Below are 25,100 nucleotides of genomic sequence, written 5' to 3' on the forward strand. Positions count from 1 at the left end.
TGTACACGTCTTGACGAAATGGAAAAACGGGCTAGAGGCGGAATTCCTCGCCAAGGTAAAGGCGGCGCACGTCCGGATCGGCGACGATCTCATCCGGGCTGCCCTCGGTCAGGATTTCCCCGGCATAGACGATGTAGGCGCGATCGGTGAGGCCGAGCGTCTCGCGCACATTGTGGTCGGTGATCAGCACGCCGATGCCGCGGTTGGTGAGATGGCGGACGAGGTCCTGGATGTCGCCGACCGCGATCGGATCGATGCCGGCAAAGGGCTCGTCGAGCAGCATGTAGTTCGGACGCGTCGCCAGCGCGCGCGCGATCTCGACGCGGCGCCGCTCACCGCCGGACAGCGCGATCGACGGCGATTTCCGCAGGCGCGTGATGTTGAATTCGTCGAGCAGCGAGTCGAGCTGCTGCTCGCGCTTCTTGCGCGAGGGCTCGACCACTTCGAGCACGGCGCGGATGTTCTGCTCGACGGTGAGACCGCGGAAGATCGAGGCTTCCTGCGGCAGATAGCCGATGCCGAGCCGTGCGCGCTGATACATCGGCAGCTTGGTGACGTCGTGGCCGTCGAGCTCGATGGCGCCGCGATCGGCCTTGATCAGGCCGGTGATCATGTAGAACACGGTGGTCTTGCCGGCGCCGTTGGGCCCGAGCAGGCCGACCGCTTCGCCGCGGCGCACATAGATGCTGACGCCGCGCACGACTTGGCGGCTGCCAAAACTCTTTTCCACGCTATGCACAGCCAGGAAGCCCGGCCGCTTCAAGAGCTGAGGCCCGCCGGAACCGTTGGCCCTGCCGGCAGCCCTCACGGGATGAACCGCCTGGGCCCGGGGCGGCTCGGCCTCATAGTCGCCTTGGAACTGATCGGGCGCATGCATCGGCTGGTGCCGGGCGATCGACGGCGCGTCCCTGACTGGGCTGGCCACGAGGCCGCCGACGCTGTCACCGAGCGCGGTGATGTCCTGGCGCGCAAATCCTGTCCGGCCGCGTTTGGCGGGGCGCCGACGGAACATGCTGAAGAGATCGACCATCCCCGCCTTCTAGCCTTTCGCGACGATCCTGCGCGGTTTTCGCGCGATCTGCCCGCGCCGGCCTCAGGATTCGCCGACGCAGCATGAATGAAGGCATGTCTCATGCCCAGTGAAACACGCCCGAAAAGCGGCGAACCCCGCTTCGAAAGCCCTTCGCGCTAGATACAGTCTCGGCGGGCAAGCTTCAACCTCGGATCGGGAGTCTCCAGATCAAGGCGTTGAAATCGCGAACGGAATTTACTTTGGCTTGTTCCCGCCGGGCAACTGCAAAGGCGGGGCCGTGCCCGGGGCCACCGGCGTCCCGCATTTGCCGTTCTGTCCGCCCTGGGACTGGATGAACAGGCCTTGCACCCTTCCGCTGTCCGACTCCACCCGGGAGACGCCGGTGGTCATGTCGACCAGGAGGCGGTCGCCGCGCAGCACGTTCTGGCACTGCGTCAGCACGACCTGGCTCCCAGCTCCGCCGAGCATGGTGATGAGATTGGTCTTCGTATCGAACACCGCGGTCTCGCCGGTCACCACCTGGTCCTTTTGGGTGACCACGACATTGCCGCGTGCCTCCAGCCGCTTGATCGAGGAGCTACCGCCCGGGCCCGGTGTCGCCGACTGGATCGGCGCCGCCTTCGCACCCTTTGCTGCCGCAGGCTGCGGCGTCGCCGGCTTGTCACCACCCGAGTCGTAGAACACCACCAGCGTCTTCGAGGTCATGGTGGTATCGCCCTGCACGACCTTCACGTTGCCCGAGAAGGTCGCCTCCTTTTTCTTATCGCGCATCTCGAGCGATGCAGCGTCGATCTGGATCGGCTGATCGCGGTTCTGCGAAAAACCCTGCATCGCGTTGGGCACGCTCGCCGAGCTCTGTGCGTGCGCCGCATCTGCAGTGAGCAGCAAGAGACCGGAGACAAGCGTCGCTACACTCACAGCAATGCGACGCTTGCTCAGATGAAGATGGGTCATGAGAATCATTTTGAATTCGCGGATTTGTTCTTGGACTTCGCCGCCGGCGGCGGCGTGGGCTCGACCGGCGCGGGCGCGCTGGCGGCGGGATCGTCCAGCTTGTCGAGGTGCATCACCACATTGCCTTCGAAGCGGATGACGTCGCCGCCCTCCGTGATCCGCAGCCGATCGGCGGTCAGCGTTCCGTTGGTCAGCTTGACGTCGACATGCTCATCCGAGGAGACCGTGCCCTTGCCCATGTCGACGAAGGCCGAGTTCAGCCGCGCCTCGTAGCCGGTCGAGGTGCGCAGGAAGATGTCCTTGTGCAGGTCGAGCTGCTGCTGCTTGTTGTCGAACCTTCCGGTGCGTGCATCGAGAAACAGCGTCGATTGGTCTTCCATCAGCACTTTCGCGCGCAAATCATGGAGATCGACATGATCGGGATCAGTGATGTCCTGGGTCGCGGTCTTGGCCCAGAGCTCGTAGGGCCGTTGGTCTGGAGTGAAGCCGGACATATGCGGCGATTCCATCGTGATCTTGGTGCCTGTGACCACGAGATTTCCGGAGTCGAGCTTCACGGGGATCTGGAACGGGTTGAAAATGGTCGAGATAAGGACGAGCAGACCCATTGCCGCAGCCACTGTCGCCGGCACCGCGACGCGCAGAATCCGCACCAGGCGGCTGTGGCGCGCCGCGCTGGCGAACTTCGCCGCAAGCGCGGCATCATAGGTGACATTATGGGCCGAATTCACCTGGGCTCCTGAGGTGTCGCTCGCCTGGTCCGGCTGGCGGGCGCCCCATTGTAGCCGGCAACGCCAAAATATGCAGCCAGCGACAGGCCGTTACGAAAGTGTCTGAAACGGGGCGACCGCCCCAACCCGGCCGCGACGCGAAACGCTAGGAATGCGCGAAAATGTCCTCTTCGGCCCAGCCCTGGAGATCGAGCAAAGCACGGGTCGGCAGGAAGTCGAAACAGGCCTTGGCCAGCGCGGTGCGGCCTTCCCGCGCCAGCATGGCATCGAGCCGCTCGCGCAAGCCGTGCAGATGCAGCACGTCGGAGGCGGCGTAGGCGAGTTGCGGCTCGGTCAGGCTGTCGGAACCCCAATCGCTCGATTGCTGCTGCTTGGAGAGGTCGACATTGAGCACCTCGCGCACGAGGTCCTTGAGGCCATGGCGGTCGGTATAGGTGCGGATCAGGCGGGAGGCGATCTTGGTGCAGTAGATCGGCCCGGTCATGACGCCAAACGTCTGGTACAGCACCGCGACGTCGAACCGCGCAAAGTGGAAGATTTTCGTGTTCGCGGGATTGGCCAGCAGGGCCTTCAGGTTCGGCGCGTCGGTATGACCCTTGGGGATCTGCACCACGTCTGCGCTGCCGTCGCCGGGCGAGAGCTGCACCACGCAGAGCCGGTCACGATGCGGGTTCAGGCCCATGGTCTCGGTGTCGATCGCCACCGCTCCGGTGTAGCGGGACAGATCGGGCAGGTCGCCGCGGTGCAGGCGTACGGTCATGGCGTTTCAAACCTCAATCGAATCGGTGCGCTTTTGCAAGCTAATCCCCGGGACAGATGCTGGCGAGGGCCGGCCGCGATGTATCCGCTGGCAGCCGCCGGCGCAAGCATCAGGCGCGGCTAGTAATTCAGGCGCACGAGCACGTCGTTGGTGGCGAACGGGCTGGCGGGCGCATCGCAAGCGCCGCGTCGAGCGAAGACGCAGGCCGGCTTGTCATCGCTCATCATCGCGCAACTTCGTTGCGAGAAATCCGCCGGCAGCTCGCTGGCCAGGCTCGCCGGGCCGATGATGCGGTTGAACCCGGCCTGGTGCGTCTGCACCACAGCCGGAAGGCGTCCCTTGGCCAGGGGGTCGTCCCGATAAAAGGAATAGATCGGCTTGCGGGCCGCGAGCTGCCCGCGTCCGGGCACAAAGGGATAGTTGATCGCGTACAGGGCCAGACCGCAGGCTTCAGGCTCGGCCTCGAGCTCCGCCATCAGCTGGGCCACGCCGATGCCGCGCATCCAGTTGTCACGCATGATGAGCGTAGCGCCCGACAGACCGAGCGAGAGCAGCAGCCAGCCGCCACATACGACGGCGAGTGCCCGGGAGCGCCACGCGCTTTGCCGGCGCATCATCTCGACCCAATCGGCGGAGCCAAGCGCCGCCGCGATGATCAGCAGAGCGATCGACAGGAAAATGAAACGGTATTCCTTGTGCACGATCATGCTGTGAAACGCGACGTTCACGACGGCCGCGACGATCAGCAGGGGGGCATGTCGCCAGCCGCGCCAGAGCGCCAGCAGCATCAGCAGCGTCGCGCCCGACCACAGAATTGAAGCCTGCAGAACGTACGCGGCCGCCGGCGCGTCACCGAATTCCGATGCCCGGTCATGCAGGAGGTTTTGCTGAATATTCCGGACGAGCCACGCAAACGGCGCTGAGCCGTGGGCCAGGTCGAGGGCGCCGGACAGCGCCAGGACGATGCAAGCGCCCGCGACCAGCGCAATCGCGTTTCGCAGGTCGCGCCAGCACGCCGCCAACGCAAACACCGCACAAGCCGGTACATATTGAAAGCGCCAGACACAGGCGAGAGCAAGCAGTGCGCCTGCGGTGAAGAGCCGGTTTCGCGCGAGTTCGCCCGTCAGCAGATAGGCCGCCGGCAGGATCACGGCCGTCGCCAGCGGTTCGCTCAGCGTGTGGGGCGCGTAGTAGACCAGCTCAAACCAGACCGCGGCGGCAAACGCCGCGACGACGGCATGCGATCTGGAGATGCGTTCGCCGAAATGCCAGGCCGTCACGACGATCGACAACGAGGCAAGCCCGACCACCAGGCGAGGCACGACGAAGGCGCCCCACCCGCCCGGCGCAAGCCAGTCCCCCAGAGCGACCGGCCCTGCGAACAAGGTCGGCAGAAACCAGCTCCGGATACCGTCGCGCCATTCCCAGGTGACGACCCCCTGGTGGCCAAGCAGGCGCCACGCCGGCTCGAGATATTGATACAGCTCGTCGACGTGAACGATGTTCGGCCAGAAGGCGAGCGGCAGCCGGACTGCCGCAGCCAGCAGCAGCAATGCGCACAAGGCACCGTACCGCGTCGCGAAGCTCTCGGCTCTGACGGCGGGCGCGATGTCGGGCAGAGCCGCGGCGCTGGTGGTCATTGTCGTTTGGTGTCGCCGGCCAAACCGGAGTGGGGCCTGACGTAAACGGTCTCGTAAGCGCCGGTGTATTGCTCGCGCCAGCCTCGCCGCTTCACCAGAAACTGCCGCAGCTGTTCGTGCGCCTTGACCCACAGCACGGCGTCGATCCGGTATTTATCGAGCACCATGTCCCACGCGGCTTCGTCGATCTCCCAGCTCACCAGCTTGAAATAGTCGCGCAGCAAATCGTCCGGATAGGCGGTCGCGGCGCGACCATCGACGAATGGTGGGACGGTGCCGTGCGTCGCGAAGATCAGGTAGCCGCCGACGTTCCAATTGTTCAGGACCCGCCGACCTGCGAGATGCTCTCGCAGATAGCCGGCATCTTCGCTCGACAGCATCGGCGGAAGCGCGAGCGCCGGCGCAACGCGCAAATAGACAATCGGCAGGGTGCCGAGACCGACGATGCCCGCGGCCAGCAACGGTCCACGCACGTCAAGCGCAGTGAGACGCCGAGGCAGCAAGCGGCTGAGGTGAAGCGCCATCGGTGCGGTCGAGAAGATGAAGAAGAAAGCGATGTACCTGAACTGATACAGCCCCAGAATCAGGAACAGCCAGGACATCAGTCTCGGCTCGAGCGGGATGGGCCTGGAATTTCTGTAGCGGAGCTCGAACGCGACAAAGGCCAGCATGTACAGGATGCCGGGAATGCTGCCCGGCATTTCCATGTTGTGATAGTAGGACAGCCATTCGCCGATATTGCCCTGGACGAAGTGCCCCATCGTCGCGGCGGCACCGGCATAAATATTCCAGCCGAGCGGATTGACGAAGGTCGCGGCAAGGCACGCGATCCCCGCGAGAGCAAGGATCCTGAGGTCGGCCCAGGCCCCTCTGAGCACGGCGCCACCGCAGAAGACGCCGATCACGAAAAAGCCGAGCAGGAAACCGCCGTGCAGATTGGCCCAGAGCACCATCACCAGGGGAAGCACGAACCATCGCGTTCGTCGCAGGCATTCGCGATAGAAGACGACGCAGAACAACATCGTGCATGTATTCGGCGAGACCGCGAGATACATGTTCGGCGAAGCTTCGTAAGCGGGATAGAGCAGGCAGGCCAAGAAGACCGAAACGCAGACCGCGATCGCCGACGCGCCGTAGCCAAGAGAGATCGCGGTCAGGATGCCGACGATCGCCGCGCCGCAGGCCACCGTCAGCAGGACGAGGCCGCCAAAGCCTACGTATTGAAATGTCGCACTGGCAAGCGCGTCCCAGAGCCAGGACAGATTGAGCCATGGCTTGTCGCCATGGGTGAACGACCAGGGGTCCTGCAGCGGGATGGCGTTGCGTTCCCGGATGAGATCTCCGGCCGCCAGATGCCAGCCCAAATCGTAGTGACCGAGCAGAAGCGGCGCGTTCAAGACGTAGAACAGGCAGATGAAGGAGATCAGGAACAGATAAATCCCCGACCTCAGGAGGAACGGGCTGATCGCGTTCGCAACCTTGTCGAATGCCGGCTCGTGCCAGATCTGGTGCTGATCCACCGCTTCCCTCACGACAAAGCGAGCCCGATGGCTCCGCGCTCGCCGACGGCCGGATGCGAGCCTGCCGGCTGACTTAGGGCCAGTTTGTCTAAAGTGGGGTAAATTCGGATCGTGCAATCGAGGGGTTTGGCGGAATAAATTCGGCTGGAGGGCGGGCTTCCGAAGCTTTCAAGCAGCTGTTTAGACTTGAAAATTCCAGCGTCCAATAATAGTTATTAGAGGTTGAACGGAGGTTCCGGTATGGCTGTGAGCGCCGATTTAGGAGAGACGCTCGAGAGCGTGATGAACGAGCTCGTGGCGTCCGGTCGATACCATTCCAAGAGCGAGGTGCTGCGTGAGGGCGTACGCCTCGTCCAGGAAAGAGAGGCCAGGCTGGCCGCCCTGGACGCTTCGATTGCACGCGGACTCTCAGATGCCGACGCAGGCCGGACCAGAGCGGGCTCTGACGTGTTCGATCGGCTCGAAGCCAGATTGGCGGTCCAGACGGACGGCAAGTGATCCTCACCGTCAGCGCCGAGGCAGAGGCCGATCTCGAACAGATCGTGGCGTATGTCGCGGAGCAAAGTCCTGCGAGCGCCCTCAAGCTCGTTCGCACGCTACGAGAAAAATGTGAGTCTTTGCTGGACGCCCCACGCGCCTATCCCTTGGTGCCGCGCTACGAGCAATTTGGTGTGCGCAGGGGTCCGTTCGGTCAATTTCTGATTTTCTATCGTGTGGGTGACGACGCGGTTGAGATCATTCACATCCTCCACAGCGCGCGCGACTACGAGGCGTTGCTGTTCCCTGAGGAGTAGTTCGCGATCGCCGCTTGCTCAACGTCGGGCAGATAGCCCGACAAGCAATTTCAATCGCTTAGGGAAAAGATGGTGCCCAGGAAAGGACTCGAACCTTCACGGCCGTTAAGCCACTGGCACCTGAAGCCAGCGCGTCTACCAATTCCACCACCTGGGCATGCCGGTTAGGCACGGAGGCGGTTACTACGGTTCGGTGACGCGGTTGTCAATTCATGCTTGAACCCCGCTTCGGGATGCGGATTGCGCATCGCAAACCGGCCCGATACAAGCCTGACGAGACGCACTCTTCCCGCAGGAACGGACCCCAGGAATGGATCCCATGGCATCGAATCTGGACACGCTCGTCACGGTTTTCGGCGGATCGGGGTTTTTGGGCCGGAATGTCGTCCGCGCGCTGTGCCGGCGCGACTACCGGATCCGGGTCGCGGTGCGGCGGCCGGAGCTGGCCGGCTACCTCCAGCCGTCCGGCAAGGTCGGGCAGGTCCACACCGTGCAGGCCAACGTGCGCTATCCGGCCTCGATCGAGGCGGCGCTGCGTGATTCGCATGTCGTGATCAATCTGGTCGGCATCCTCGCCGAGGGCGGCGCGCAGAGTTTTGACGCCGTCCAGGCCAAGGGCGCCGAGACCATCGCCAAGGCGGCGGCCGCCGCCGGGGCACAATTGATCCATGTCTCGGCCATCGGCGCCGACGCGGAATCGCTCTCGCGCTATGCCAGGGCCAAGGCGGCCGGCGAAGCCGCAGTCCTGGCCGCGGTGCCGTCGGCCACGATCTTCCGCCCCTCCGTGATGTTCGGTCCCGAAGACCAGTTCACCAACCGCTTCGCGGCGCTGGCCCGGATGTCGCCGGTGCTGCCGCTGATCGGCGGCGACACCAAGATGCAGCCGGTCTATGTCGGCGACGTCGCCACCGCGGTCGCGGATGCCGTCGACGGCAAGGCCAAGACGGGCGCAACCTACGAGCTCGGCGGCCCGGAAGTGCTGACCATGCGCGAGATCATCGAGGCCATTCTCGAGATTGCCGATCGCAAGCCGATGCTGATGCCGCTGCCGTTTGGCCTCGCCCGCTTCAAGGCCAACTTCCTGCAATTCGCGCCGGGCGCGCTGAAGCTGACGCCGGACCAGGTCACGCTGCTCGCGCGCGATAATGTGGTGTCGGACGCGGCGAAGGCCGCTGGGCTAACGCTGGAAGGCCTCGGCATCACGCCCGACTCGCTTGAAGCGATCGCCCCGCAATATCTCTGGCGCTTCCGCGCCGCCGGGCAATTCCAGCGCAAGAGCGCGTAGGTATTTTTCACCTCTCCCCGCTTGCGGGGAGAGGTCGGATCGCCCTTGCGATCCGGGTGAGGGGGTACAGGTCCCACCGCGATCTCACGTGTGGAGAGAGGCCCCTCACCCCAACCCTCTCCCCGTAAGAACGGGGCGAGGGAGTGCACCGCGGGCTTGGTGCGAATCTCACAGTCGCGAGAATCTCCGCTTCTTAGCGCGTCGACGTCCTCGGAAGTTTACCGCCCCAGCGCCAGCGCGATCAGGCCGAGCGTGCCGACGATCACGCGCCACCAGGCGAACACCACGAAGCCGTGGCGAGTGACGTATTCCAGGAACGTCTTCACCACGATGATCGCGGTGACGAACGACACCACGAAGCCGATCGCGACGATGCCCATGTGGTCCATCGTCATCTCGGAGCGGTTCTTGTAGAAATCGTAGGCGAACGCGCCAATCATGGTGGGAATGGCGAGGAAGAACGAGAACTCCGCCGCCGCGCGCTTGTCGGCCCCCAGGAACATCGCCGCGACGATGCTGGCACCGGAGCGCGATACGCCCGGGATCATCGCGATGCACTGCGCGATGCCGATATAGAGATACATCAGCAGCGGAAACCGGGTGGCGTCGTGCTCGCGCGCCTTGAGATCGAGCTTATCGACCCAGAGCAGGATGGCGCCGCCGACGATCAGCGAGAAGCACACCACCCACGGATTGAACAGCATGCTCTTGATGTATTTGCCGGCGACGAGACCGACGACGACCGCGGGCAGGAACGCCACCAGCACGCCGAGCACGAAGCGGCGCGCATAGGCGTCGCCCGTGAACATGCCGATTGCGACGTCCCACAATTTCTTGAAGTACAACACGACGATCGCGAGGATCGCGCCGAGCTGGATCAGGACCGTAAACGAATCCCAGAACGCGCCCTCGCCGAGATGGAAAAAGCGCTCCGCAAGCAGCAAATGGCCGGTCGAGGATACAGGAAGGAACTCGGTCACACCCTCGATGATGCCGAGGATCACTGCCCGGATTGCATCTGACATATTTACGGTCCATTTCGGCTGGAAAAGCGGGGATCTTCTCGCCCATCCGCTCCCTTGCTGCAATCGCAAAATGCGGCGTCGCGCCCTTGCTTCGCGGTTTTGAATGACTAGTGTGGCGCCGCACAAAACATTGATGGATTCTTAAGCACCATCACATAGTCAAAGGCTTCATGTTTACGCTGTTTCATCATCCGTTCTGCCCGCACTCGCGATTCATTCGCCTGATCGCGGGAGAATACGGGCTTGAGCTGAAGTTGATCGAAGAGCGCAGTTGGGAGCGGCGCGAAGCATTTCTGCTGCTCAATGCGGCGGGCACGACGCCCGTCCTGGTGGACGACGAGCAGCCGCCGATCCCGGGCGCGGCGATCGTCGCCGAATATGTCGACGAGGCCTATGGCTCCGAGATGGGACTGAAGCGCCTGATGCCGGACACGATCGGCGAGCGCGTCGAGGTCCGCCGGCTGATGGCCTGGTTCAACGAAAAGTTTTTCGAGGAAGTCTCTCACCCGCTCGTCACCGAGCGCATCTACAAGCGCTTCATGAGCGAGGACAACGGCGGCGGACCGCCCTCGGCCGACGTGATGCGCGCCGCCAAGGCAAATGTGCGCTATCATCTGGCCTATATCGGCTGGCTGGCGCAGACGCGTAATTTCCTCGCCGGCGACCGGCTCAGCTACGCGGATCTCGCCGCCGCGGCGCACCTCTCGGCGATCGACTATCTGGGCGACGTGCCATGGAGCGAGGACGACGCGGCAAAGGCGTGGTACGCGCGGGTGAAATCCCGCCCCTCGTTCCGTCCGCTGTTGAGCGAATGGCTGGCCGGCGTGCCGGCGTCGCGGACCTACGTGGACCTGGACTTCTGAATTCCGATCCGACCGAACTGAAGACGGCGCTTGCAAACGAGGCACGTGCGCTCGGCTTCGATTGCATCGGCATCACGGAGCCCGGCACGATCGAAAGCGCCGGAAAGCATTTCCTCGAATTCATCGCATCCGGCGGCCATGGCGACATGGACTGGCTCGCCGCGCAGCCGGAGCGCCGGGTCGATCCGCGCGGGCTGTGGCAGGACGTGCGCAGCGTCATCATGCTCGGCGTCAACTACGGCCCCGACCAGGATCCGCTCGCGATCCTGCAACAGCGCACGCGCGCGGCGATCTCGGTCTATGCGCAGGGCGACGACTATCACGACCTCATCAAGAAGCGCCTGAAGGCACTGGCGCGATGGCTGGTTGCGACCTCAACTTGTGAGGTGAAGCCTTGCGAAGTGAAGGTGTTCGTCGACACCGCGGCCGTGATGGAGAAGCCGCTGGCGCAAGCCGCGCATCTGGGCTGGCAGGGCAAGCACACCAATCTGGTCTCGCGCGAATTCGGCTCCTGGCTGTTTCTCGGCGCGATCTACACCACGCTGGAACTGCCGCGCGACGACGCCGAGATCGATCATTGCGGCTCGTGCCGGGCGTGCCTCGACATCTGCCCGACCGCCGCCTTCCCCGCGCCCTACAGGCTCGATGCAAGGCGATGCATCTCGTATCTCACCATCGAGAACAAGGGACCGATCCCGCGCGAATTTCGCAAAAACATCGGCAACCGCATCTATGGCTGCGATGATTGCCTCGCCGCCTGCCCCTGGAACAAGTTCGCGCAGGAGGGCCGCGAGGCCAAGCTCGCCGCACGTGACGTTTTGCGCGCGCCGGGTCTCGCCGAGCTCGCACGGCTCGACGACGCTGCGTTTCGTGCGCTGTTCACGAAGTCTCCGGTCAAGCGCATCGGCCGCGAGCGCTTTTTGCGCAACGTGCTGATCGCGATCGGCAACTCCGGCGATGCGGCACTGGCGGACGAGGCGCGGCGATTGCTGGAGGATGAGAGCGCGCTGGTGCGCGGGGCTGCGGTGTGGGCGCTAGGGCAGTTGATGCCGCGGGATGAGTTCGAAACGATCAGGACGAATGCGATTGCTGGCGAGCGCGACGAAAGCGTGCATGAGGAGTGGCGCACCGCCTCCTAGTTCCTCCGCTGTCATGCTCCGCGAAAGCGGGGCATCCAGTACGCCGCGGCGTCTCGACTGAACCACAGCCGTCTCGGAGTACTGGATCGCCCGGTCAAGCCGGGCGATGACACCGTTGTTGTGATGAGAGCGCTTCGCGCCTCCTCACCATGAGGATTGAGCATCTTGATTTCCCCGCAGCTTCCCGCAAAGTCGCGCGTCATGACAAACATGCCTTTCTTCACCCGCGACGGCGACACATTCCATCCGACGGAAGTCGCCAACGGCCCGTGGGATCCGAAATCGCTGCACGGACGCGTCATCATCGGCCTGCTCGGCTTCGCCATCGAGGAACGCCATTCCGGCCCCGAATTCGTGCCGGCGCGGCTGACCGTCGATATGTTTCGGCTTCCGACCATCGACAAGCCGATCGAGATGACGACACGTCTGGTGCGCGACGGGATGCGCATCCGCGTCGTGGAAGCAGAGTTCTTATCCGGCGGCGTCGGCATGGCGCGCGCTTCGTGCCAGCTGTTGCGGCGAACGCAGAATCCGGACGGCAATGTCTGGTCGCCGCCGAACTGGGACGTGCCGAAGCCGGCCGACATTCCCAAGCCGACCGATCCCAGGCTCGGCATGAACGGCAAATGGACCACGCGACCGATCGTCGGCCACATGGGCTCGCTCGGGCCACGAAAGCTCTGGATGAGCGAGGTGCGCGAGCTGGTCGCGGGCGTGCCGATGACGCCGTTCGTCCGTGTCGCTACCGGCGCAGACTTCGCCAGTCCGTTCGCCAACGCCGGCGACAAGGGGCTCGGCTACATCAACAGCGACGTCACGATCTATCTGCACCGCCTGCCGGTGACGAACTGGATCGGCTTCGACGTCGTGAACCACCAGGCCACCGATGGCGTCGCGATCGGCGAGTGCTGGCTCTATGACGAGCAGGGTCCGATCGGCACTGCCACGGTCGCGGCGCTGGCGCAGCGCAAGCCGATGCTAAATCCCTCGAAGCGGTAGGTGCGCAACAACGACGGCTAACCCAAATGCCGCTGCATTTCCGGCCGCGCCTTGAGTTCCGCGCCCTGCCTGGCGACGATCTTCGCGATTCTATCAGGTGCAAACTTCAAATCGACAAACGCCGGCGCGGTGTTGGCGACCTCGTGATAGCTGACGATCCTGCCGTCTCGAAGCGTCATGATCGCCACGCCCTCGAACATCGCCCGCGCGCCATTCGCCTCCGGCAAGGTCGAGCGATAGCTGAACGTGTAGCGCGCATAGAGCGTGGTGCTGTTCGATACCGGGTCGTGCATGTCCCAGCGGAAGTCGGTCGCCGTGCGGTAGAACCAGTCGTCGATCATCGCGGCGATCTTCTCGCGGCCGGCGAAGGCGCCATAGAACACGTCGTGATAGACGCCGTCCTCGGTGAAGAGATCCGCGAAGGCTTTTCCGTTGCGTTGTTCGACGGCGTCGCAGAAGGCGCGCAGCATGGCGGTGATCATCGGCTTGTCTCCCTCTCTCTTCGTCATGCCCCGCGAAGGCGGGGCATCCAGTGCGCCGAGGCTTCTCGGTTCAAGCACTACGGTCTCTGGAATACTGGATCGTCCGCCTTCGCGGACGATGACACTGAGCACGATATCTTCACCCGATCTCGGCCACCGCGGCAAGAATGCGGGCGATGTCCTGCGGGCGCGAGAGGCGGTGATCGCCGTCCTGGATCATGGTCAGCACGACATCGTCGGCGGGCAGGCGATGAGTCAGCGCGAACGCGTGCTGCCAGGGCACGTCGGGATCCTGCGCTCCTTGCAGGATGCGGACGGGACAGCCGAGATCGATGGCGCTGCCGAGCACGAGATGGTTGCGCCCCTCCTCGATCAGATTCCGCGTGATCGGATAGGGCGAGCCGTCGCCATAATCCGATGGTCTCAGCCAGACGCCTTTGGTCTCGATCTCCTTCTTCACCGCGGCCGAAAAATTCTTCCACATCAGCTCCTCGGTGAAATCGGGCGCCGGCGCGATCAGCACCAGGCCCGCCAGCGAGGCTTTGGCTTGCTGTGTCTCTTGCCGCTTTTTGATTTCGCGCGCGAGCAACAGCGCCATCCAGCCGCCCATGGACGAGCCGATCAGGACTTGCGGGCCGGCGCAGAACCGCTCGAACACCGCGACGCTTTCCTCGAGCCAGCGCCCGATGGTTCCGTCGGCGAAATCGCCACCGGATTCGCCGTGGCCGGAATAATCGAACCGGACCAATGCACGGCCGTGATCCCGGGCCCATTCGTCCAGCGCCACGGCCTTGCTGCCCCGCATGTCCGATTTGAACCCGCCGAGCCAGACCAGCCCCGGTCCTTGAGCAGATTCTTGACCAGATTCTTGCGCCGCGCGGCGGCGCACTGCGATCCGGCGTGCGGACGGGCCCTCGCCCACATCGATGAAGTCGAGCACGGCATCGGGAATTGCAGGGGTCATGGAACGTTTACTCTGGCTGTGCAGTTTGAGCTGTCCGGACGCGCTCCGCAGCGCAGCCGGACGTCGGCATTTGCCCTTTGGGACGCTTGCGGAACGGAAGCAAGGTGTCTATGTCCCTCTGCGTGCCCCGCCGTGGCCAAAATGCCTCGCATTTGAGGCTTTTTCGACCGCCGCACGAGCGATTGCTTGCCGGCAACCGTATCTTCCTGCAAAATAGCCGCCTCTTTTCATAACTTTGGAGAACCACCCATTCGCCGTCCCAATAAAGCCCCGCCCACTGCCGCCAAAGACGGGCCGCGCATCAATGACGACATTCGCAATGCGCAGATCCAGCTGATCGATCAGACCGGTGACAACAAGGGCACCATCGAGACCGTCGCGGCTATCCGCCTGGCCCAGGAAGCCGGCATGGATTTGGTCGAGATCTCGCCGAACGTCAGCCCTCCCGTCTGCAAGATCATGGACTACGGGAAGTATAAGTATTCCGCGCAGAAAAAAGCCGCCGAAGCCCGCAAGCGGCAGAAGATCGTCGAGATCAAGGAGATCAAGCTCCGCCCGATGATCGACGACCACGATTACGAAGTGAAGATGCGCGCCATGCAGCGGTTCTTCGAAGAAGGCGACAAGGTCAAGATCACCCTGCGCTATCGCGGCCGCGAAATGGCGCACCAGGAGATCGGCACCAAGCTGCTCGACAAGATCAAGACCGACGTCGCCGAGCTCGCCAAGGTGGAGCAGGACGCGCGGTTCGAGGGCCGTCAGGTCGTCATGGTGCTGGCGCCGCGCTGACGCGAGTTGTTCAGGATTGAGAGTTCAACGGCCCGTCCGGCTTTCCGGCGGGCCGTTTTGTTTTGGCTGAGGTGCAAGCTGCGCGCGCCGGGTGAGGGCTCTCTCCTCTTGGGGGTCCTCGCCTGCGGAGACACCCTCTCCCCAACCCTCCGCCGCAGGCGGGGAGGGAGCGCATCGAATGCTTGGCGACTAACTCCTCGTCGCCTGCCAGGTGCCGCTGCACTGATCGCCGGAGATGATACCCCTCCACGAACCGGCGCCGTTCACGCCGGCAAGCCGACCGCCGCCGCTGGCATGGGACGCCCCGACCGAGACCTGGACCGCGACGGTACCGCTGCGATTGACCTTGCCGGAGACCCGGCCACCGCCGGCGGACGACACCCGGCTGCCGGCGACGGTGAAGGGAACGCTGTAGCCGGAGCTGCAATTGCCGCGGGTGGTGGCGAAGGTGACGTTCCAGACTCCGTCATAGCCGCGGATGCGCGCATCGGCAGTCGAGGGAAACGCAGCCATGGCGAGCACGGCCAACAGCGCCAGGCGGCGCGGACGAGCGAAATCAGTCAAAGACGGAAGCGATCGGGAAAAATGGGGCATTCTGGTCCTGCTCCGGGCGACACGGCCCGGACATGAAGATAGCAATTCCGGATAGTCGGCGGCTAGGTTCCGCCGGTTCATCGTTGCCAATTCGCCCGTCCTCTGTCATAAGCCCAGCCTTCATTGCCCGGCTGATTAAGGGCTGCCGTGGCGGTGTCCGTGCGGGTTTCGCGCTTGTTCGTAAAACCTGAGCACAATCAACGCTCTAACGAGCATTTTGACGGCCAGCCGCCTTTGCGGGCGGATTTCTATGGCCATTAGGAGAGCCAAATGCCCAAGCTGAAGACCAAATCGGGCGCTAAAAAGCGCTTCAAGGTGACTGCCACCGGCAAAGTGATGTTCGCGCATCGTAGCAAGCGTCACGGCATGATCAAGCGGACGAAGAAGCAGATCCGGCAGCTGCGCGGCACCGCCGTGCTGTTCAAGACCGACGGCGACAACGTCAAGAAGTACTTCTTGCCGAACGCCTGATCGCGTCCACGATCATTGCCACCCGCGCCGCAGCTTTCGCGGCGATCCGAACATCAAGTCACTTCTGAAGGATATTTGTCATGGCTCGCGTCAAACGCGGTGTGACCGCCCACGCCAAGCACAAGAAAGTCTACAAGGCCGCCAAGGGTTTCCGCGGCCGCCGCAAGAACACGATCCGCACCGCCAAGCCGGCGGTCGAGAAGGCTCTCGTGTATGCCTTCCGTGATCGCAAGCGCAAGAAGCGGACGTTCCGCGCGCTCTGGATCCAGCGCATCAACGCCGCCGTGCGTCCGTTCGGCCTGACCTACAGCCGCTTTATCGACGGCATGGCCAAGTCCGGGATCACCGTGGACCGCAAGGTGCTGTCGGATCTCGCGATCAACGAGCCCGCGTCGTTCCAGGCGATCGCCGAGAAGGCCAAGGCCGCTCTGGCGGCCTGAAGCCTAACGGCCGGCTCCGCCGGCCTTCAGCGCGCGTTGCGAGTAGCGCTGGGCGATCTCCGCCCGGCAGAATGCCGTGAACGACAGATACATGGTGCCGGATTTAGTCCGGTACTTCCGGTCGCAGACGCGCATCTCGCGTTGGTAAGCTTGTTTCCGCGCACTGTTGAGGCTGGGCATGAAGTCCGCCTCGCATTTCTTCTCGACGGCGGCGCCGAGCTGGACATCGCCGCTCGCGGTCAATTGGCAATCCTGAAACACTTTCATCGCGCTTTCGCAGCCCTTCTGGGCACCGATGGTGTCGACGACCTCGTCCAGCGTCATGGATTTCTCCATGCAGACCATGGCGCGCGCCGGGGTGCTCGTGACAGAGAGAACGACGGCGAGAGCAGCCAGACCGGATCTTGAGAGCATCGCGAAAGTCTCCTCATATCCTCCTTGGTGCCAGCCTCCCGCGCGAGGTTCAACCCAGCCGCTCGTCAGCCCGAATCACCGGCTTTTCGCTTGACGTTACGGCCTTCGGGCGGCGACAACCCAGCCGAATTTGGCAGCAGGGATTTGACCGTGTCCGACCTCGCAATGCTCGAAACATCCATCCTCGACCAGATCGCCGCCTCCGGCGACGAGGCCGCCCTCGAAGCGGTGCGCGTCGCAGCCCTCGGCAAGAAGGGTTCGATCTCGGCACTGCTTGCCACGCTCGGAAAAATGTCGCCGGACGAACGCAAGACCCAAGGTGCTGCGATCAACCAGGCCAAGGACAAGGTCACCGAGGCACTCGCCGCGCGGCGCGACGTCTTGAAATCGGCGGCGCTCGACGCGCGGCTTGCGTCGGAAACCATCGACGTCACCCTGCCGCTGCGCGATGCGCCGGCTGAAGCCGGCCGCATCCATCCGCTGAGCCAGGTCTGGGACGAGCTGACCACGATCTTCGCCGATATGGGATTCTCGGTCGCCGAAGGCCCGGATATCGAAACCGACGACTACAACTTCACCAAGCTGAATTTTCCGGAAGGCCATCCCGCGCGCGAGATGCACGACACCTTCTTCTTCCATCCGAAGGAGGACGGCTCCCGCATGCTGTTGCGAACCCACACCTCGCCAGTGCAGGTGCGCACCATGCTGAGCCAGAAGCCGCCGATCCGCGTGATCTGCCCGGGCCGCACCTATCGCATCGATTCGGATGCGACGCACACGCCGCAATTCCACCAGGTCGAAGGCCTCGTCATCGACAAGCACTCGCATCTCGGCCACCTCAAATGGATCCTGCACGAGTTCTGCAAGGCGTTCTTCGAGGTCGACCATATCAACATGCGTTTCCGGCCCTCGTTCTTCCCGTTCACCGAGCCGTCGCTGGAAGTCGACATCCAGTGCCGCCGCGACAAGGGCGAGATCCGCTTCGGCGAGGGCGAGGACTGGCTCGAGATTCTCGGCTGCGGCATGGTGCATCCGAACGTGCTGCGCGCCTGCGGCATCGATCCCGACGAGTACCAGGGCTTCGCCTGGGGCATGGGCATCGACCGCATCGCCATGTTGAAATACGGCATCGCCGATTTGCGCCAGCTGTTCGACAGCGACGTCCGCTGGCTCTCCCATTACGGCTTCATGCCGCTCGAAGTGCCGACGCTGGCGGGAGGGCTGAGCTCGTGATGGGCTTGCCCGGACACGCGTACGCAAAGACTCTCTCCGTTCCCTCCCCCCTTGTGGGGGAGGGTCAGGGAGGGGGGTAGCCGCGGATGCCGCACGCAGTTGTAAGCCAGCGTCAGCGCGGCCGGGCGAAGCAGCTTCGCCAAGCGATGACGCGCGCCGAAACACTGCTGTGGCGGTATTTGAAGGCTAACCGGATGGATGGTGTCGGCATCCGACGCCAGACGCCGATCGGAAACTACATCGCCGATTTCGTTTGTTTCTCATCAAAACTCATCATCGAGGTCGATGGGGAATCTCACGATTCCGAAGAGCGCCAAAAGGCGGATCAACAGCGCGATGCGTTCTTTGCTGCCGAGGGTTTTCAGGTTCTGCGCTTCACCAACGAGCAGGTGATGACAAATCTGGAGGGCGTTGTTGAGGCAATCCGCCAGGCGGCATCCGCCGGAGCCCGCGGCTTACCCCCCTCCCTGACCCTCCCCCACAAGGGGGGAGGGAACATTGACACCGACAAAAGCAACTCAGTGAACACCGACAAGAGCCGAGGCACACAGCCATGAAATTCACTCTCTCCTGGCTGAAGGAACATCTCGACACCGACGAGCCGCTGGACAAGCTGGCCGAGAAGCTCACCATGATCGGGCTCGAGGTCGAGAACATCGAGGACAAGGCGAAGGCGCTGAAGCCCTTCACCATCGCGAAGGTGATCTCCGCCGAGCAGCATCCGAATGCCGATCGGCTGCGCGTCTGCATGGTCGACACCGGCGACGGTGGCGCGCCGGTGCAGGTGGTGTGCGGCGCGCCGAATGCGCGGACGGGTCTTGTCAGCGTGTTTTCGCCGCCCGGCACCTACATTCCCGGCAAGGACATCACCCTCGGGGTCGGCACCATCCGCGGCGTCGAGAGCCGCGGCATGCTGTGCTCGGCGGCCGAATTGCAGATTTCCAACGACCATGACGGCATCATGGAATTGCCCGCGGATGCGCCGATCGGCGCTGCTTACGCTGCATGGGCCGGCCTCGGCGATCCCGTGGTCGAGATCAATCTGACACCGAACCGGCAGGACTGCACCGGCGTGCACGGCATCGCGCGCGATCTTGCCGCCGCCGACATGGGCAAGTTCAAGGACCCCACCATCAAGCCGATCAAGGGCGAATTTCCTTGCCCGGTGAAGGTCACGGTCGAGGACGCGACGTTGTGCCCGGGTTTTGCGCTGCGGCTGGTGCGCGGCGTGAAGAACGGGCCGTCGCCGGAGTGGCTGCAGAAGCGGCTGACCGCGATCGGGCTGCGTCCGATCAACGCGCTGGTCGACATCACCAACTTCATGACTTACGACCGCGCGCGGCCGCTGCACGTGTTCGACGCGAAGAAAGTGAAGGGCCATCTCGTGGTGCGCCGCGCCCGTGACGGCGAGACGCTGCTCGCGCTGGACGGCCGCACCTACAATCTCGATCCCAACGTCTGCGTGATCGCGGACGAGCACGGCGTCGAATCGCTCGCCGGCATCATGGGCGGCGAGGCCTCGGGCTGCGACGAGACCACCACGGACGTGCTGATCGAATCGGCGCTGTGGAACGAGATCAACATCGCCCAGACCGGCCGCAAGCTCGGCATCAATTCGGACGCGCGCTACCGTTTCGAGCGCGGTGTCGATCCGGCTTTCATGGTGCCCGGGCTAGAGCTCGCGACCAAACTCGTGCTGGAGATGTGCGGCGGCACGCCGTCGGAGAACGTCGTCGTCGGCAAGACCTTCGGCGACGACCGCGTGATCGATTTTCCGGTCAACGAGGTCAAGCGGCTGTCGGGCATCGAAGTGCCGATGCCGGAGATGAAGCGCATCCTGACCCATCTCGGCTTCATGATGGCGGGCCCGGGTCCGGTCGTGAAGGTCGCCGTGCCGTCGTGGCGTACCGACGTGCACGGCAAAGCCGACATCGTCGAGGAAGTCGTCCGCATCCACGGCGTCGACAAGGTGCCGATGACGCCGTTCGAGCGCGGCGAGGACGCACGCAAACCCGTGCTGACCCCGCTCCAGCTCCGCACCCGCCGCGCCAGGCGCGCGCTGGCGAGCCGCGGCATCATCGAAGCGGTGACATGGTCCTTCATCACGAAATCCGCGGCCGAGTTGTTCGGCGGCGGCCAGCGCGAACTCGAGGTCGCCAACCCGATCGCGTCGGATTTGTCCGACATGCGCCCGACCCTGTTGGCGGGCCTGATCGCGGCGGCGCAGGCCAATGCCGATCGCGGCTTTGGCGATGTCGCGCTGTTCGAAGTCGGGCAGGTGTTCAAGGGCGATCGCCCGCAGGATCAGTTCATGGCGGCAAGCGGCGTCCGCCGCGGCTTTGCGTCATCGCAGGGTCTCGGACGGCACTGGTCGGGTTCGGCGCAGGCTGATTTGTTCGACGCCAAGGCCGATGCGCTCGCGGTGCTCGCCGCTGCCGGCGCGCCGATGCAGGCGCTTCAGATCGTCGCGGGCGGCCCGTCCTGGCTGCATCCCGGGCGCTCCGGCACGATCCAGATCGGGCCGCAGAACGTGCTGGGTTATTTCGGCGAGATGCATCCGCGCGCGCTCGAAGCGCTCGGCGCCGGTGGCCCGCTGATGGTGTTCGAGGTGATCCTCGACCGCATCCCCGAGGCGAAGAAAAAGCCGACCCGTGCCAAGCCCGTGATCGAGCTATCGGCCTTCCAGCCCGTGTCGCGTGACTTCGCCTTCATCGTCGATCGCACCGTGAAGGGCGGCGACATCGTGCGCGCGGCTCAGAGCGTCGACAAGAAACTGATCACCGCCGTGAACGTGTTCGACGTCTACGAAGGCAAGGGCATCGACGACGGCAAGAAGTCGATCGCAATCGCGGTGACGATCCAGCCGCGCGAAAAGACCCTGACCGACCAGGAGATCGAGGCCGTTGGCGCGAAGATCGTGGCGGAGGTGACGAAGAAGACCGGCGGCACTTTGAGAGCATGATCATGCTCGAGAAATCATAGAGCATGAGTCTCACTGACTTTCTTCCGAAGGACGTCAGCCTCACCATTGCGATGGCGCTCTGCGCCGTCGCTTTCGTTTCGGGCACCGCGCGCGGCTTCTCCGGCTTCGGCTCGGCGCTGATCTTCATGCCGCTGGCGAGCAGCATCGCGGCGCCGCGTCTGGTTGCCGCGCTGCTCCTCGTGATCGATTTCGTCGCGGCCGCGCCGCTGCTGCCCGACGCCTGGCGCAAGGCCGACCGCAAGGCCACCGCCGTGATCGTGCTGGGCGCGCTGGTCGGCGTGCCCGTCGGCACCTATTTCCTCAGCGTGCTCGAACCCGTCACGACGCGATGGATCATCTCCTGCTTCGTCGCCGCGCTGTTGCTTCTGCTGCTGTCGGGCTGGCGCTATCGCGGCAAGGACCATGCCTGGCTCTCGGTCGGCATCGGCAGCCTCTCCGGCTTCTGCAGCGGCCTCGCCCAGACCGGCGGCCCGCCGATCGTCGGCTACTGGCTCGGCCGTCCCATCGCCCCGATTGTCGCGCGCGCCAACATCTTGCTGTTTTTTGGCGCGTCGGATTTTTTCTCGATGGTCAGCTATGCGACGACCGGCCTGATCTCGCGCGAATCGCTCGTGCTCTCGCTGATCGTCGGTCCGGTCTATGCGATCGGCGTCGCCTTCGGTGCGTCGCTGTTCGGCCGTGCCAGCGAAAAGGTGTTTCGCGCGATTTGCTACGGGCTGATCGCGATCGCGGTGGTCGCGGGACTACCGCTGCTGGATGGGATTTTGCGGTAAGCCATCCATTGTCGTCCTGGCGAAAGCCAGGACCCATTACCCCGGTCAGCTTTTATAACCCCAAATCTTCGCCAAACCACTTCCTGGGGTAATGGGTCCCGGATCTGCGCTGCGCTTGTCCAGGACGACGATGACTCAATTGCTCTGCTGCCGCGGCGCGCGCCGCTTCTTCGTCGACTGCGTCGGGACATCGGCCGGCTCGTCCTTGAGCGCGCCGATCTTGCGCAAGGCTGCGTCCGCGGCGCGCTCGCCGCTTTCCCAGGCGCCGTCGACAGTGCCCCACAGCGTCTCGTGCGTGGCTTCGCCGGCGAGGAACATGTTGCCGATCGGCTCGGCCAGGATTCTTCGCGAGAGCTGACCGCCGGGCGAGGCCGCCGACATCGCACCCATCACGAAAGGCGAGGCGTTCCAGCGCGTCACGCTGGCCTTCTGCACGGCGGCGGCGACTTCGCTGCCGAACAGCTTCGTGATCCATTCTCTGGCGAAGGCCGTCATCGCCTTCTCGCCTTGCTGAGTGAGATCGCGGCCGAACGAGCCGCCGACATCGATCGAACACAGCGAGGAGCCGCCGATATTGGCGAACATCAGCGCCGTGCGCGTCGAGTTGCTCTGCTCGATCAGGATGTCGTCGCGCGACAGGCCGAGCGGATTGTCCGGCAGTTGCAGCACGATGTGATCGTAGCTTCCGAGCGTGAGCTTCGATGCGGCATCGAGCGTGCGCTTGGGAATGTCAGGCCCGAACTTGATCGCGCCCGAAATCAGCACATTGGTCGAGACTGTGATGATGGCGGCGCGTGCGGCGATCCTGCCGGCCTGTGTCTCCACGCTGACGTCGCGATTGCTCCAGACAATCCGGCTCGCCGGCGTCGACAACGCGACCGGCGCCTGCTCACCGAGTTTGGCGATCAGGGTCCCCAAGCCCTGGCGGCAGGCGATCGCGGCGTTACGATCCTGTGCCCGCGCCTTGTCGATCGCAGACAGCTCCTTCAGGTCCTTGCCGGCGAAGCTCGCGCCCAGCATGAACTCGGCCGCGCCGGCCCAATCGCCGAGATCCTTCGGCAGCACCGAGGCGCAGGCGGTATCGAGCTTGCCGCGCGCGGCCTCGTCGATGGCGCGGTTGGCGCGCACCAGCGCCGCCAGGAACTCCTCGGTCTCGCCGGCCCGTGCGTTGCGGCGGCCGATGCGCATCTTCTGGCCTGACGGCGCCGGCAGAACGTCGAGCCCGGCGCTGCGCGCCAGCCGGATCATCGGATTGGTGTCGGGATTATGCATCCAGCGCGCGCCGCGATCGAACGGCGTGTCGAAGGTGGTCGTATCCGTGATGCAGCGGCCGCCGATCTGCGACGCCGCTTCCACCACCACGACCTTGCGATTGGCCGCCATGATGCGCCGCGCCGCGGCAATTCCGGCCGCGCCCGCACCGATCACGACAATGTCAGCCTCGCGCGGCAGGGTCGCGGCGGTTGCGCGCAGGACCGGCATCGCGGCAAGGCCCGCCGACGCCGATAGGAAGCTGCGGCGCGTGATTGTCATGGCATGGTTTCCGGAGACTTGGAGCAAACGGGAACAGCTAGCGAACCTTGCCGTATCTGATGTTGCGCGGCAACCATCATGGTGAATCAATCGTGCTTGATGTCACGGAGCGATGAACCGAATTGCAACACGTTCCGACCATGGTAGAGAAGAGAAAAAGACGGCCGGAAAAGGCCGTGGGGGAGTTTTGAAATGGGGACGGTCCTGGATTCAGTCGGCAAGCTGATTGCCGCGTACCTCTCGAAGGAGGTGCCGGGCTATGAGCCGTTCACGCCGAGCGACCCCGAGCATCTGCGCGGCATCATGGAGCCCGGCGACGTGCTGCTGGTCGAGGGCAACAACCGCATCTCCGGCATCATCAAATATCTGACGCAGTCGACCTGGTCCCACGGCGCACTCTATGTCGGCCCGATCGAGGGCGCGGAAGAGCCCGACGGCGAGCCGCACGTGCTGATCGAGGCCAATATCGGCGAAGGCGTCACCTCCGCGCCGCTGTCGAAATATTTCCCCTATCACACCCGCGTCTGCCGCCCGGTCGGGCTGTCCTATGAGGACCGCACCACGGTCTGCCGCTATGCGATCAACCGCATCGGCTTCGGCTACGACACCAAGAACATCGTCGACCTGATGCGCTTTCTGTTTCCGCTGCCGATCCCGCAGCGCTGGCGGCGCCGCATGATCTCGATCGGCTCGGGCGATCCCACCAAGATCATCTGCTCGGCCCTGATCGCGCAGGCGTTCGACGCCGTGCGCTATCCGATCCTGCCGAAGATCACCAAGGCCGGCAGCCGTGCTGCCCGCCGCGAGATCCTGCATATCCGCGATTCCTCGCTCTACATGCCCCGCGACTTCGACATCTCGCCCTATTTCGAAGTCGTCAAACCCACCATCGTGCACGGCTTCGACTACACCGCCTTGCACTGGGCCGACAAGCAGAAGCCGCTCGAGGAGGTAGCCGGCACATTCAGTGTGTTTCCAGAAACGTTCAGTGCGCCGCCGCTCGTTCCTGAAGCGCTTGACGAAGAGGCGCCGCTTCCGGCTGAAGAAGTGAGCGCGCATCCAGCGGAGATGGTCGATCGCATTACCGTCTCGGAGCGCTTCCGGCGGCTGAAGAAGCTGGCCATGGACCGCCCAAGGCGGCGCGGTCGGGCGCGCGAAAGGGCGGCGTAGCCTCGACTGCCCTGCGTCGTCCTGGCGAAAGCCAGGACCCATTATCGCAGAAAGACGTTTGGCGAAGATTCGTCGTTCGGTACAGCTACCTGGCAAGCTCGATGGATTCCGCGGTATGGGTCCTGGCTCCCGTGCGCAGTTGCGCACTAGGCCAGGACGACGCCAGAGGAAATATCGCGCATCCCTCTCCGCCATTGTGCGAGCGTCGCAAGGGAGCGACGAGCAGAACCTACCGCTCCGCCCGCCCGATCACCGCCATCAGCTCCGCGATCTTCTCGCGCTGGTCCGCCTTGTCGCCGCTCGCGATCGCATGCTCGACGCAATGGGCGACGTGATCTTTCAGAACCTCTTCCTCGACCCGGCGCAGCGCGGCGCGCACCGCCGAGATCTGCGTGACGATGTCGATGCAATAGCGGTCTTCCTCGACCATCTTCGAGAGGCCGCGAACCTGCCCCTCGATCCGGCCGAGACGTTTTCCGACAGATGCCTTGATGTCCTTGCGCATGCGGAC

General features: G+C 64.1%; 27 protein-coding genes and 1 tRNA gene. 14 read left to right on the plus strand and 14 right to left on the minus strand.

What is annotated here, in order from left to right; genetic code table 11:
• Positions 1–31: 31 nt before the first annotated feature.
• The 6 genes from lptB to FXB41_RS12360 form a co-directional block, all read right to left on the minus strand.
• A complete protein-coding gene (gene lptB, locus FXB41_RS12335; RefSeq protein WP_219681908.1) occupies positions 32–1,030 on the minus strand; it encodes an LPS export ABC transporter ATP-binding protein in 999 nt (332 codons plus the stop codon).
• 237 nt (positions 1,031–1,267) lie between these two features.
• Positions 1,268–1,996 carry an LptA/OstA family protein gene (locus FXB41_RS12340; protein ID WP_007598568.1) on the minus strand — a complete coding sequence of 243 codons (729 nt, stop codon included), beginning with the start codon at positions 1,994–1,996 and terminating at the stop codon, positions 1,268–1,270.
• Entirely contained in the window at positions 1,993–2,718 is a 726-nt protein-coding gene (gene lptC / locus FXB41_RS12345) for an LPS export ABC transporter periplasmic protein LptC (RefSeq protein WP_007598567.1), read from the minus strand. Before lptC ends, FXB41_RS12340 begins: the two co-directional genes overlap by 4 nt.
• Before the next feature lie 145 nt (positions 2,719–2,863).
• The gene (locus FXB41_RS12350) at positions 2,864–3,478 is read right to left on the minus strand and encodes a ribonuclease D (RefSeq protein WP_007598566.1); all 615 of its coding nucleotides are present in this window, start codon (positions 3,476–3,478) and stop codon (positions 2,864–2,866) included.
• 119 nt (positions 3,479–3,597) lie between these two features.
• Entirely contained in the window at positions 3,598–5,118 is a 1,521-nt protein-coding gene (locus tag FXB41_RS12355; protein WP_219681909.1) for a glycosyltransferase family protein, read from the minus strand.
• Positions 5,115–6,638 (minus strand): hypothetical protein, encoded by a 1,524-nt coding sequence (locus FXB41_RS12360; protein ID WP_219681910.1) that lies wholly within the window; start codon positions 6,636–6,638, stop codon positions 5,115–5,117. Before FXB41_RS12360 ends, FXB41_RS12355 begins: the two co-directional genes overlap by 4 nt.
• Positions 6,639–6,878: 240 nt before the next feature.
• Between FXB41_RS12360 and FXB41_RS12365 the strand changes: the two genes are divergently transcribed.
• On the plus strand, positions 6,879–7,136 hold the full coding sequence (locus tag FXB41_RS12365; RefSeq protein ID WP_007598561.1) for a type II toxin-antitoxin system ParD family antitoxin: 258 nt from the start codon (positions 6,879–6,881) through the stop codon (positions 7,134–7,136).
• Positions 7,133–7,432, plus strand: coding sequence for a type II toxin-antitoxin system RelE/ParE family toxin (locus tag FXB41_RS12370; RefSeq protein ID WP_219681911.1), 300 nt, complete (start codon positions 7,133–7,135; stop codon positions 7,430–7,432). Before FXB41_RS12365 ends, FXB41_RS12370 begins: the two co-directional genes overlap by 4 nt.
• 70 nt (positions 7,433–7,502) lie before the next feature.
• Here FXB41_RS12370 and FXB41_RS12375 read toward each other — a convergent pair.
• Positions 7,503–7,589 (minus strand) — tRNA-Leu (locus FXB41_RS12375).
• A 162-nt stretch (positions 7,590–7,751) separates the two neighbouring features.
• Between FXB41_RS12375 and FXB41_RS12380 the strand changes: the two genes are divergently transcribed.
• A complete protein-coding gene (locus FXB41_RS12380; RefSeq protein WP_219681912.1) occupies positions 7,752–8,717 on the plus strand; it encodes a complex I NDUFA9 subunit family protein in 966 nt (321 codons plus the stop codon).
• Between the two features lie 218 nt (positions 8,718–8,935).
• Here the strand turns inward: FXB41_RS12380 and FXB41_RS12385 are convergent, their stop codons facing one another.
• Positions 8,936–9,742 (minus strand): undecaprenyl-diphosphate phosphatase, encoded by an 807-nt coding sequence (locus FXB41_RS12385; RefSeq protein ID WP_007598554.1) that lies wholly within the window; start codon positions 9,740–9,742, stop codon positions 8,936–8,938.
• Between the two features lie 170 nt (positions 9,743–9,912).
• On the opposite strand from FXB41_RS12385, the gene FXB41_RS12390 reads away from it, so the two are divergent.
• The 3 genes from FXB41_RS12390 (at position 9,913) to FXB41_RS12400 (ending at position 12,743) form a co-directional block, all read left to right on the plus strand.
• Positions 9,913–10,605 (plus strand): glutathione S-transferase family protein, encoded by a 693-nt coding sequence (locus tag FXB41_RS12390; protein ID WP_007598553.1) that lies wholly within the window; start codon positions 9,913–9,915, stop codon positions 10,603–10,605.
• Positions 10,554–11,744: a tRNA epoxyqueuosine(34) reductase QueG gene (gene queG, locus FXB41_RS12395; protein WP_219681913.1), complete on the plus strand. Its 1,191-nt coding sequence runs from the start codon at positions 10,554–10,556 to the stop codon at positions 11,742–11,744. Before FXB41_RS12390 ends, queG begins: the two co-directional genes overlap by 52 nt.
• A 201-nt stretch (positions 11,745–11,945) precedes the next feature.
• Entirely contained in the window at positions 11,946–12,743 is a 798-nt protein-coding gene (locus tag FXB41_RS12400) for an acyl-CoA thioesterase domain-containing protein (RefSeq protein ID WP_219681914.1), read from the plus strand.
• A 17-nt stretch (positions 12,744–12,760) separates the two neighbouring features.
• On the opposite strand, the gene FXB41_RS12405 is transcribed toward FXB41_RS12400, so the two are convergent.
• Entirely contained in the window at positions 12,761–13,225 is a 465-nt protein-coding gene (locus FXB41_RS12405; protein ID WP_219681915.1) for a nuclear transport factor 2 family protein, read from the minus strand.
• Between the two features lie 139 nt (positions 13,226–13,364).
• Positions 13,365–14,189 carry an alpha/beta hydrolase gene (locus FXB41_RS12410; protein WP_219681916.1) on the minus strand — a complete coding sequence of 275 codons (825 nt, stop codon included), beginning with the start codon at positions 14,187–14,189 and terminating at the stop codon, positions 13,365–13,367.
• Between the two features lie 249 nt (positions 14,190–14,438).
• Between FXB41_RS12410 and infC the strand changes: the two genes are divergently transcribed.
• The gene (gene infC, locus FXB41_RS12415; protein ID WP_085349942.1) at positions 14,439–14,978 is read left to right on the plus strand and encodes a translation initiation factor IF-3; all 540 of its coding nucleotides are present in this window, start codon (positions 14,439–14,441) and stop codon (positions 14,976–14,978) included.
• A gap of 189 nt (positions 14,979–15,167) precedes the next feature.
• On the opposite strand, the gene FXB41_RS12420 is transcribed toward infC, so the two are convergent.
• Entirely contained in the window at positions 15,168–15,572 is a 405-nt protein-coding gene (locus FXB41_RS12420) for a hypothetical protein (protein ID WP_219681917.1), read from the minus strand.
• Positions 15,573–15,842: 270 nt separating this feature from the next.
• On the opposite strand from FXB41_RS12420, the gene rpmI reads away from it, so the two are divergent.
• Both rpmI and rplT read left to right on the plus strand, forming a co-directional pair.
• Positions 15,843–16,043, plus strand: coding sequence for a 50S ribosomal protein L35 (gene rpmI / locus FXB41_RS12425; RefSeq protein ID WP_007598540.1), 201 nt, complete (start codon positions 15,843–15,845; stop codon positions 16,041–16,043).
• 80 nt (positions 16,044–16,123) lie between these two features.
• Positions 16,124–16,483 (plus strand): 50S ribosomal protein L20, encoded by a 360-nt coding sequence (gene rplT / locus FXB41_RS12430; protein ID WP_007598538.1) that lies wholly within the window; start codon positions 16,124–16,126, stop codon positions 16,481–16,483.
• Positions 16,484–16,486: 3 nt separating this feature from the next.
• On the opposite strand, the gene FXB41_RS12435 is transcribed toward rplT, so the two are convergent.
• Entirely contained in the window at positions 16,487–16,897 is a 411-nt protein-coding gene (locus tag FXB41_RS12435) for a hypothetical protein (RefSeq protein ID WP_219681918.1), read from the minus strand.
• 150 nt (positions 16,898–17,047) lie between these two features.
• Here FXB41_RS12435 and pheS point away from each other — a divergent pair, with 150 nt between their 5' ends.
• From pheS to FXB41_RS12455, 4 genes are all read left to right on the plus strand, one after another.
• Positions 17,048–18,130 carry a phenylalanine--tRNA ligase subunit alpha gene (gene pheS / locus FXB41_RS12440; protein WP_219681919.1) on the plus strand — a complete coding sequence of 361 codons (1,083 nt, stop codon included), beginning with the start codon at positions 17,048–17,050 and terminating at the stop codon, positions 18,128–18,130.
• Positions 18,131–18,216: 86 nt separating this feature from the next.
• Positions 18,217–18,687, plus strand: coding sequence for an endonuclease domain-containing protein (locus FXB41_RS12445; protein ID WP_219681920.1), 471 nt, complete (start codon positions 18,217–18,219; stop codon positions 18,685–18,687).
• Positions 18,684–21,092, plus strand: coding sequence for a phenylalanine--tRNA ligase subunit beta (gene pheT, locus FXB41_RS12450; protein WP_219681921.1), 2,409 nt, complete (start codon positions 18,684–18,686; stop codon positions 21,090–21,092). The genes FXB41_RS12445 and pheT overlap by 4 nt, the downstream gene beginning before the upstream one ends.
• A 23-nt stretch (positions 21,093–21,115) precedes the next feature.
• Complete coding sequence (locus tag FXB41_RS12455; protein ID WP_219681922.1) at positions 21,116–21,886, plus strand: sulfite exporter TauE/SafE family protein; 771 nt, start codon at positions 21,116–21,118, stop codon at positions 21,884–21,886.
• 135 nt (positions 21,887–22,021) lie between these two features.
• Here FXB41_RS12455 and FXB41_RS12460 read toward each other — a convergent pair whose 3' ends face one another.
• Positions 22,022–23,419 (minus strand): flavin monoamine oxidase family protein, encoded by a 1,398-nt coding sequence (locus FXB41_RS12460; protein ID WP_219681923.1) that lies wholly within the window; start codon positions 23,417–23,419, stop codon positions 22,022–22,024.
• A 192-nt stretch (positions 23,420–23,611) separates the two neighbouring features.
• Between FXB41_RS12460 and FXB41_RS12465 the strand changes: the two genes are divergently transcribed.
• The gene (locus FXB41_RS12465; protein ID WP_219681924.1) at positions 23,612–24,589 is read left to right on the plus strand and encodes a YiiX/YebB-like N1pC/P60 family cysteine hydrolase; all 978 of its coding nucleotides are present in this window, start codon (positions 23,612–23,614) and stop codon (positions 24,587–24,589) included.
• A gap of 229 nt (positions 24,590–24,818) precedes the next feature.
• On the opposite strand, the gene FXB41_RS12470 is transcribed toward FXB41_RS12465, so the two are convergent.
• Entirely contained in the window at positions 24,819–25,094 is a 276-nt protein-coding gene (locus FXB41_RS12470; protein WP_007598521.1) for a metal-sensitive transcriptional regulator, read from the minus strand.
• Positions 25,095–25,100: the final 6 nt, after the last annotated feature.

The sequence above is a fragment of the Bradyrhizobium canariense genome (assembly GCF_019402665.1).
GTDB classification, from domain to species: domain Bacteria; phylum Pseudomonadota; class Alphaproteobacteria; order Rhizobiales; family Xanthobacteraceae; genus Bradyrhizobium; species Bradyrhizobium canariense.

What these genes read in the sequence shown, in the direction of transcription:
- lptB (WP_219681908.1), bottom strand. Translation starts at nt 1,030, where the DNA reads ATGGTCGATCTCTTCAGCATGTTCCGTCGGCGCCCCGCCAAACGCGGC.
- FXB41_RS12340 (WP_007598568.1), bottom strand. Translation starts at nt 1,996, where the DNA reads ATGATTCTCATGACCCATCTTCATCTGAGCAAGCGTCGCATTGCTGTG.
- FXB41_RS12350 (WP_007598566.1), bottom strand. Translation starts at nt 3,478, where the DNA reads ATGACCGTACGCCTGCACCGCGGCGACCTGCCCGATCTGTCCCGCTAC.
- FXB41_RS12355 (WP_219681909.1), bottom strand. Translation starts at nt 5,118, where the DNA reads ATGACCACCAGCGCCGCGGCTCTGCCCGACATCGCGCCCGCCGTCAGA.
- FXB41_RS12365 (WP_007598561.1), top strand. Translation starts at nt 6,879, where the DNA reads ATGGCTGTGAGCGCCGATTTAGGAGAGACGCTCGAGAGCGTGATGAAC.
- FXB41_RS12380 (WP_219681912.1), top strand. Translation starts at nt 7,752, where the DNA reads ATGGCATCGAATCTGGACACGCTCGTCACGGTTTTCGGCGGATCGGGG.
- FXB41_RS12385 (WP_007598554.1), bottom strand. Translation starts at nt 9,742, where the DNA reads ATGTCAGATGCAATCCGGGCAGTGATCCTCGGCATCATCGAGGGTGTG.
- FXB41_RS12390 (WP_007598553.1), top strand. Translation starts at nt 9,913, where the DNA reads ATGTTTACGCTGTTTCATCATCCGTTCTGCCCGCACTCGCGATTCATT.
- queG (WP_219681913.1), top strand. Translation starts at nt 10,554, where the DNA reads ATGGCTGGCCGGCGTGCCGGCGTCGCGGACCTACGTGGACCTGGACTT.
- FXB41_RS12400 (WP_219681914.1), top strand. Translation starts at nt 11,946, where the DNA reads ATGACAAACATGCCTTTCTTCACCCGCGACGGCGACACATTCCATCCG.
- FXB41_RS12405 (WP_219681915.1), bottom strand. Translation starts at nt 13,225, where the DNA reads ATGATCACCGCCATGCTGCGCGCCTTCTGCGACGCCGTCGAACAACGC.
- FXB41_RS12410 (WP_219681916.1), bottom strand. Translation starts at nt 14,189, where the DNA reads ATGACCCCTGCAATTCCCGATGCCGTGCTCGACTTCATCGATGTGGGC.
- FXB41_RS12420 (WP_219681917.1), bottom strand. Translation starts at nt 15,572, where the DNA reads ATGCCCCATTTTTCCCGATCGCTTCCGTCTTTGACTGATTTCGCTCGT.
- rpmI (WP_007598540.1), top strand. Translation starts at nt 15,843, where the DNA reads ATGCCCAAGCTGAAGACCAAATCGGGCGCTAAAAAGCGCTTCAAGGTG.
- rplT (WP_007598538.1), top strand. Translation starts at nt 16,124, where the DNA reads ATGGCTCGCGTCAAACGCGGTGTGACCGCCCACGCCAAGCACAAGAAA.
- FXB41_RS12435 (WP_219681918.1), bottom strand. Translation starts at nt 16,897, where the DNA reads ATGCTCTCAAGATCCGGTCTGGCTGCTCTCGCCGTCGTTCTCTCTGTC.
- FXB41_RS12445 (WP_219681920.1), top strand. Translation starts at nt 18,217, where the DNA reads ATGCCGCACGCAGTTGTAAGCCAGCGTCAGCGCGGCCGGGCGAAGCAG.
- pheT (WP_219681921.1), top strand. Translation starts at nt 18,684, where the DNA reads ATGAAATTCACTCTCTCCTGGCTGAAGGAACATCTCGACACCGACGAG.
- FXB41_RS12455 (WP_219681922.1), top strand. Translation starts at nt 21,116, where the DNA reads ATGAGTCTCACTGACTTTCTTCCGAAGGACGTCAGCCTCACCATTGCG.
- FXB41_RS12460 (WP_219681923.1), bottom strand. Translation starts at nt 23,419, where the DNA reads ATGACAATCACGCGCCGCAGCTTCCTATCGGCGTCGGCGGGCCTTGCC.
- FXB41_RS12465 (WP_219681924.1), top strand. Translation starts at nt 23,612, where the DNA reads ATGGGGACGGTCCTGGATTCAGTCGGCAAGCTGATTGCCGCGTACCTC.
- FXB41_RS12470 (WP_007598521.1), bottom strand. Translation starts at nt 25,094, where the DNA reads ATGCGCAAGGACATCAAGGCATCTGTCGGAAAACGTCTCGGCCGGATC.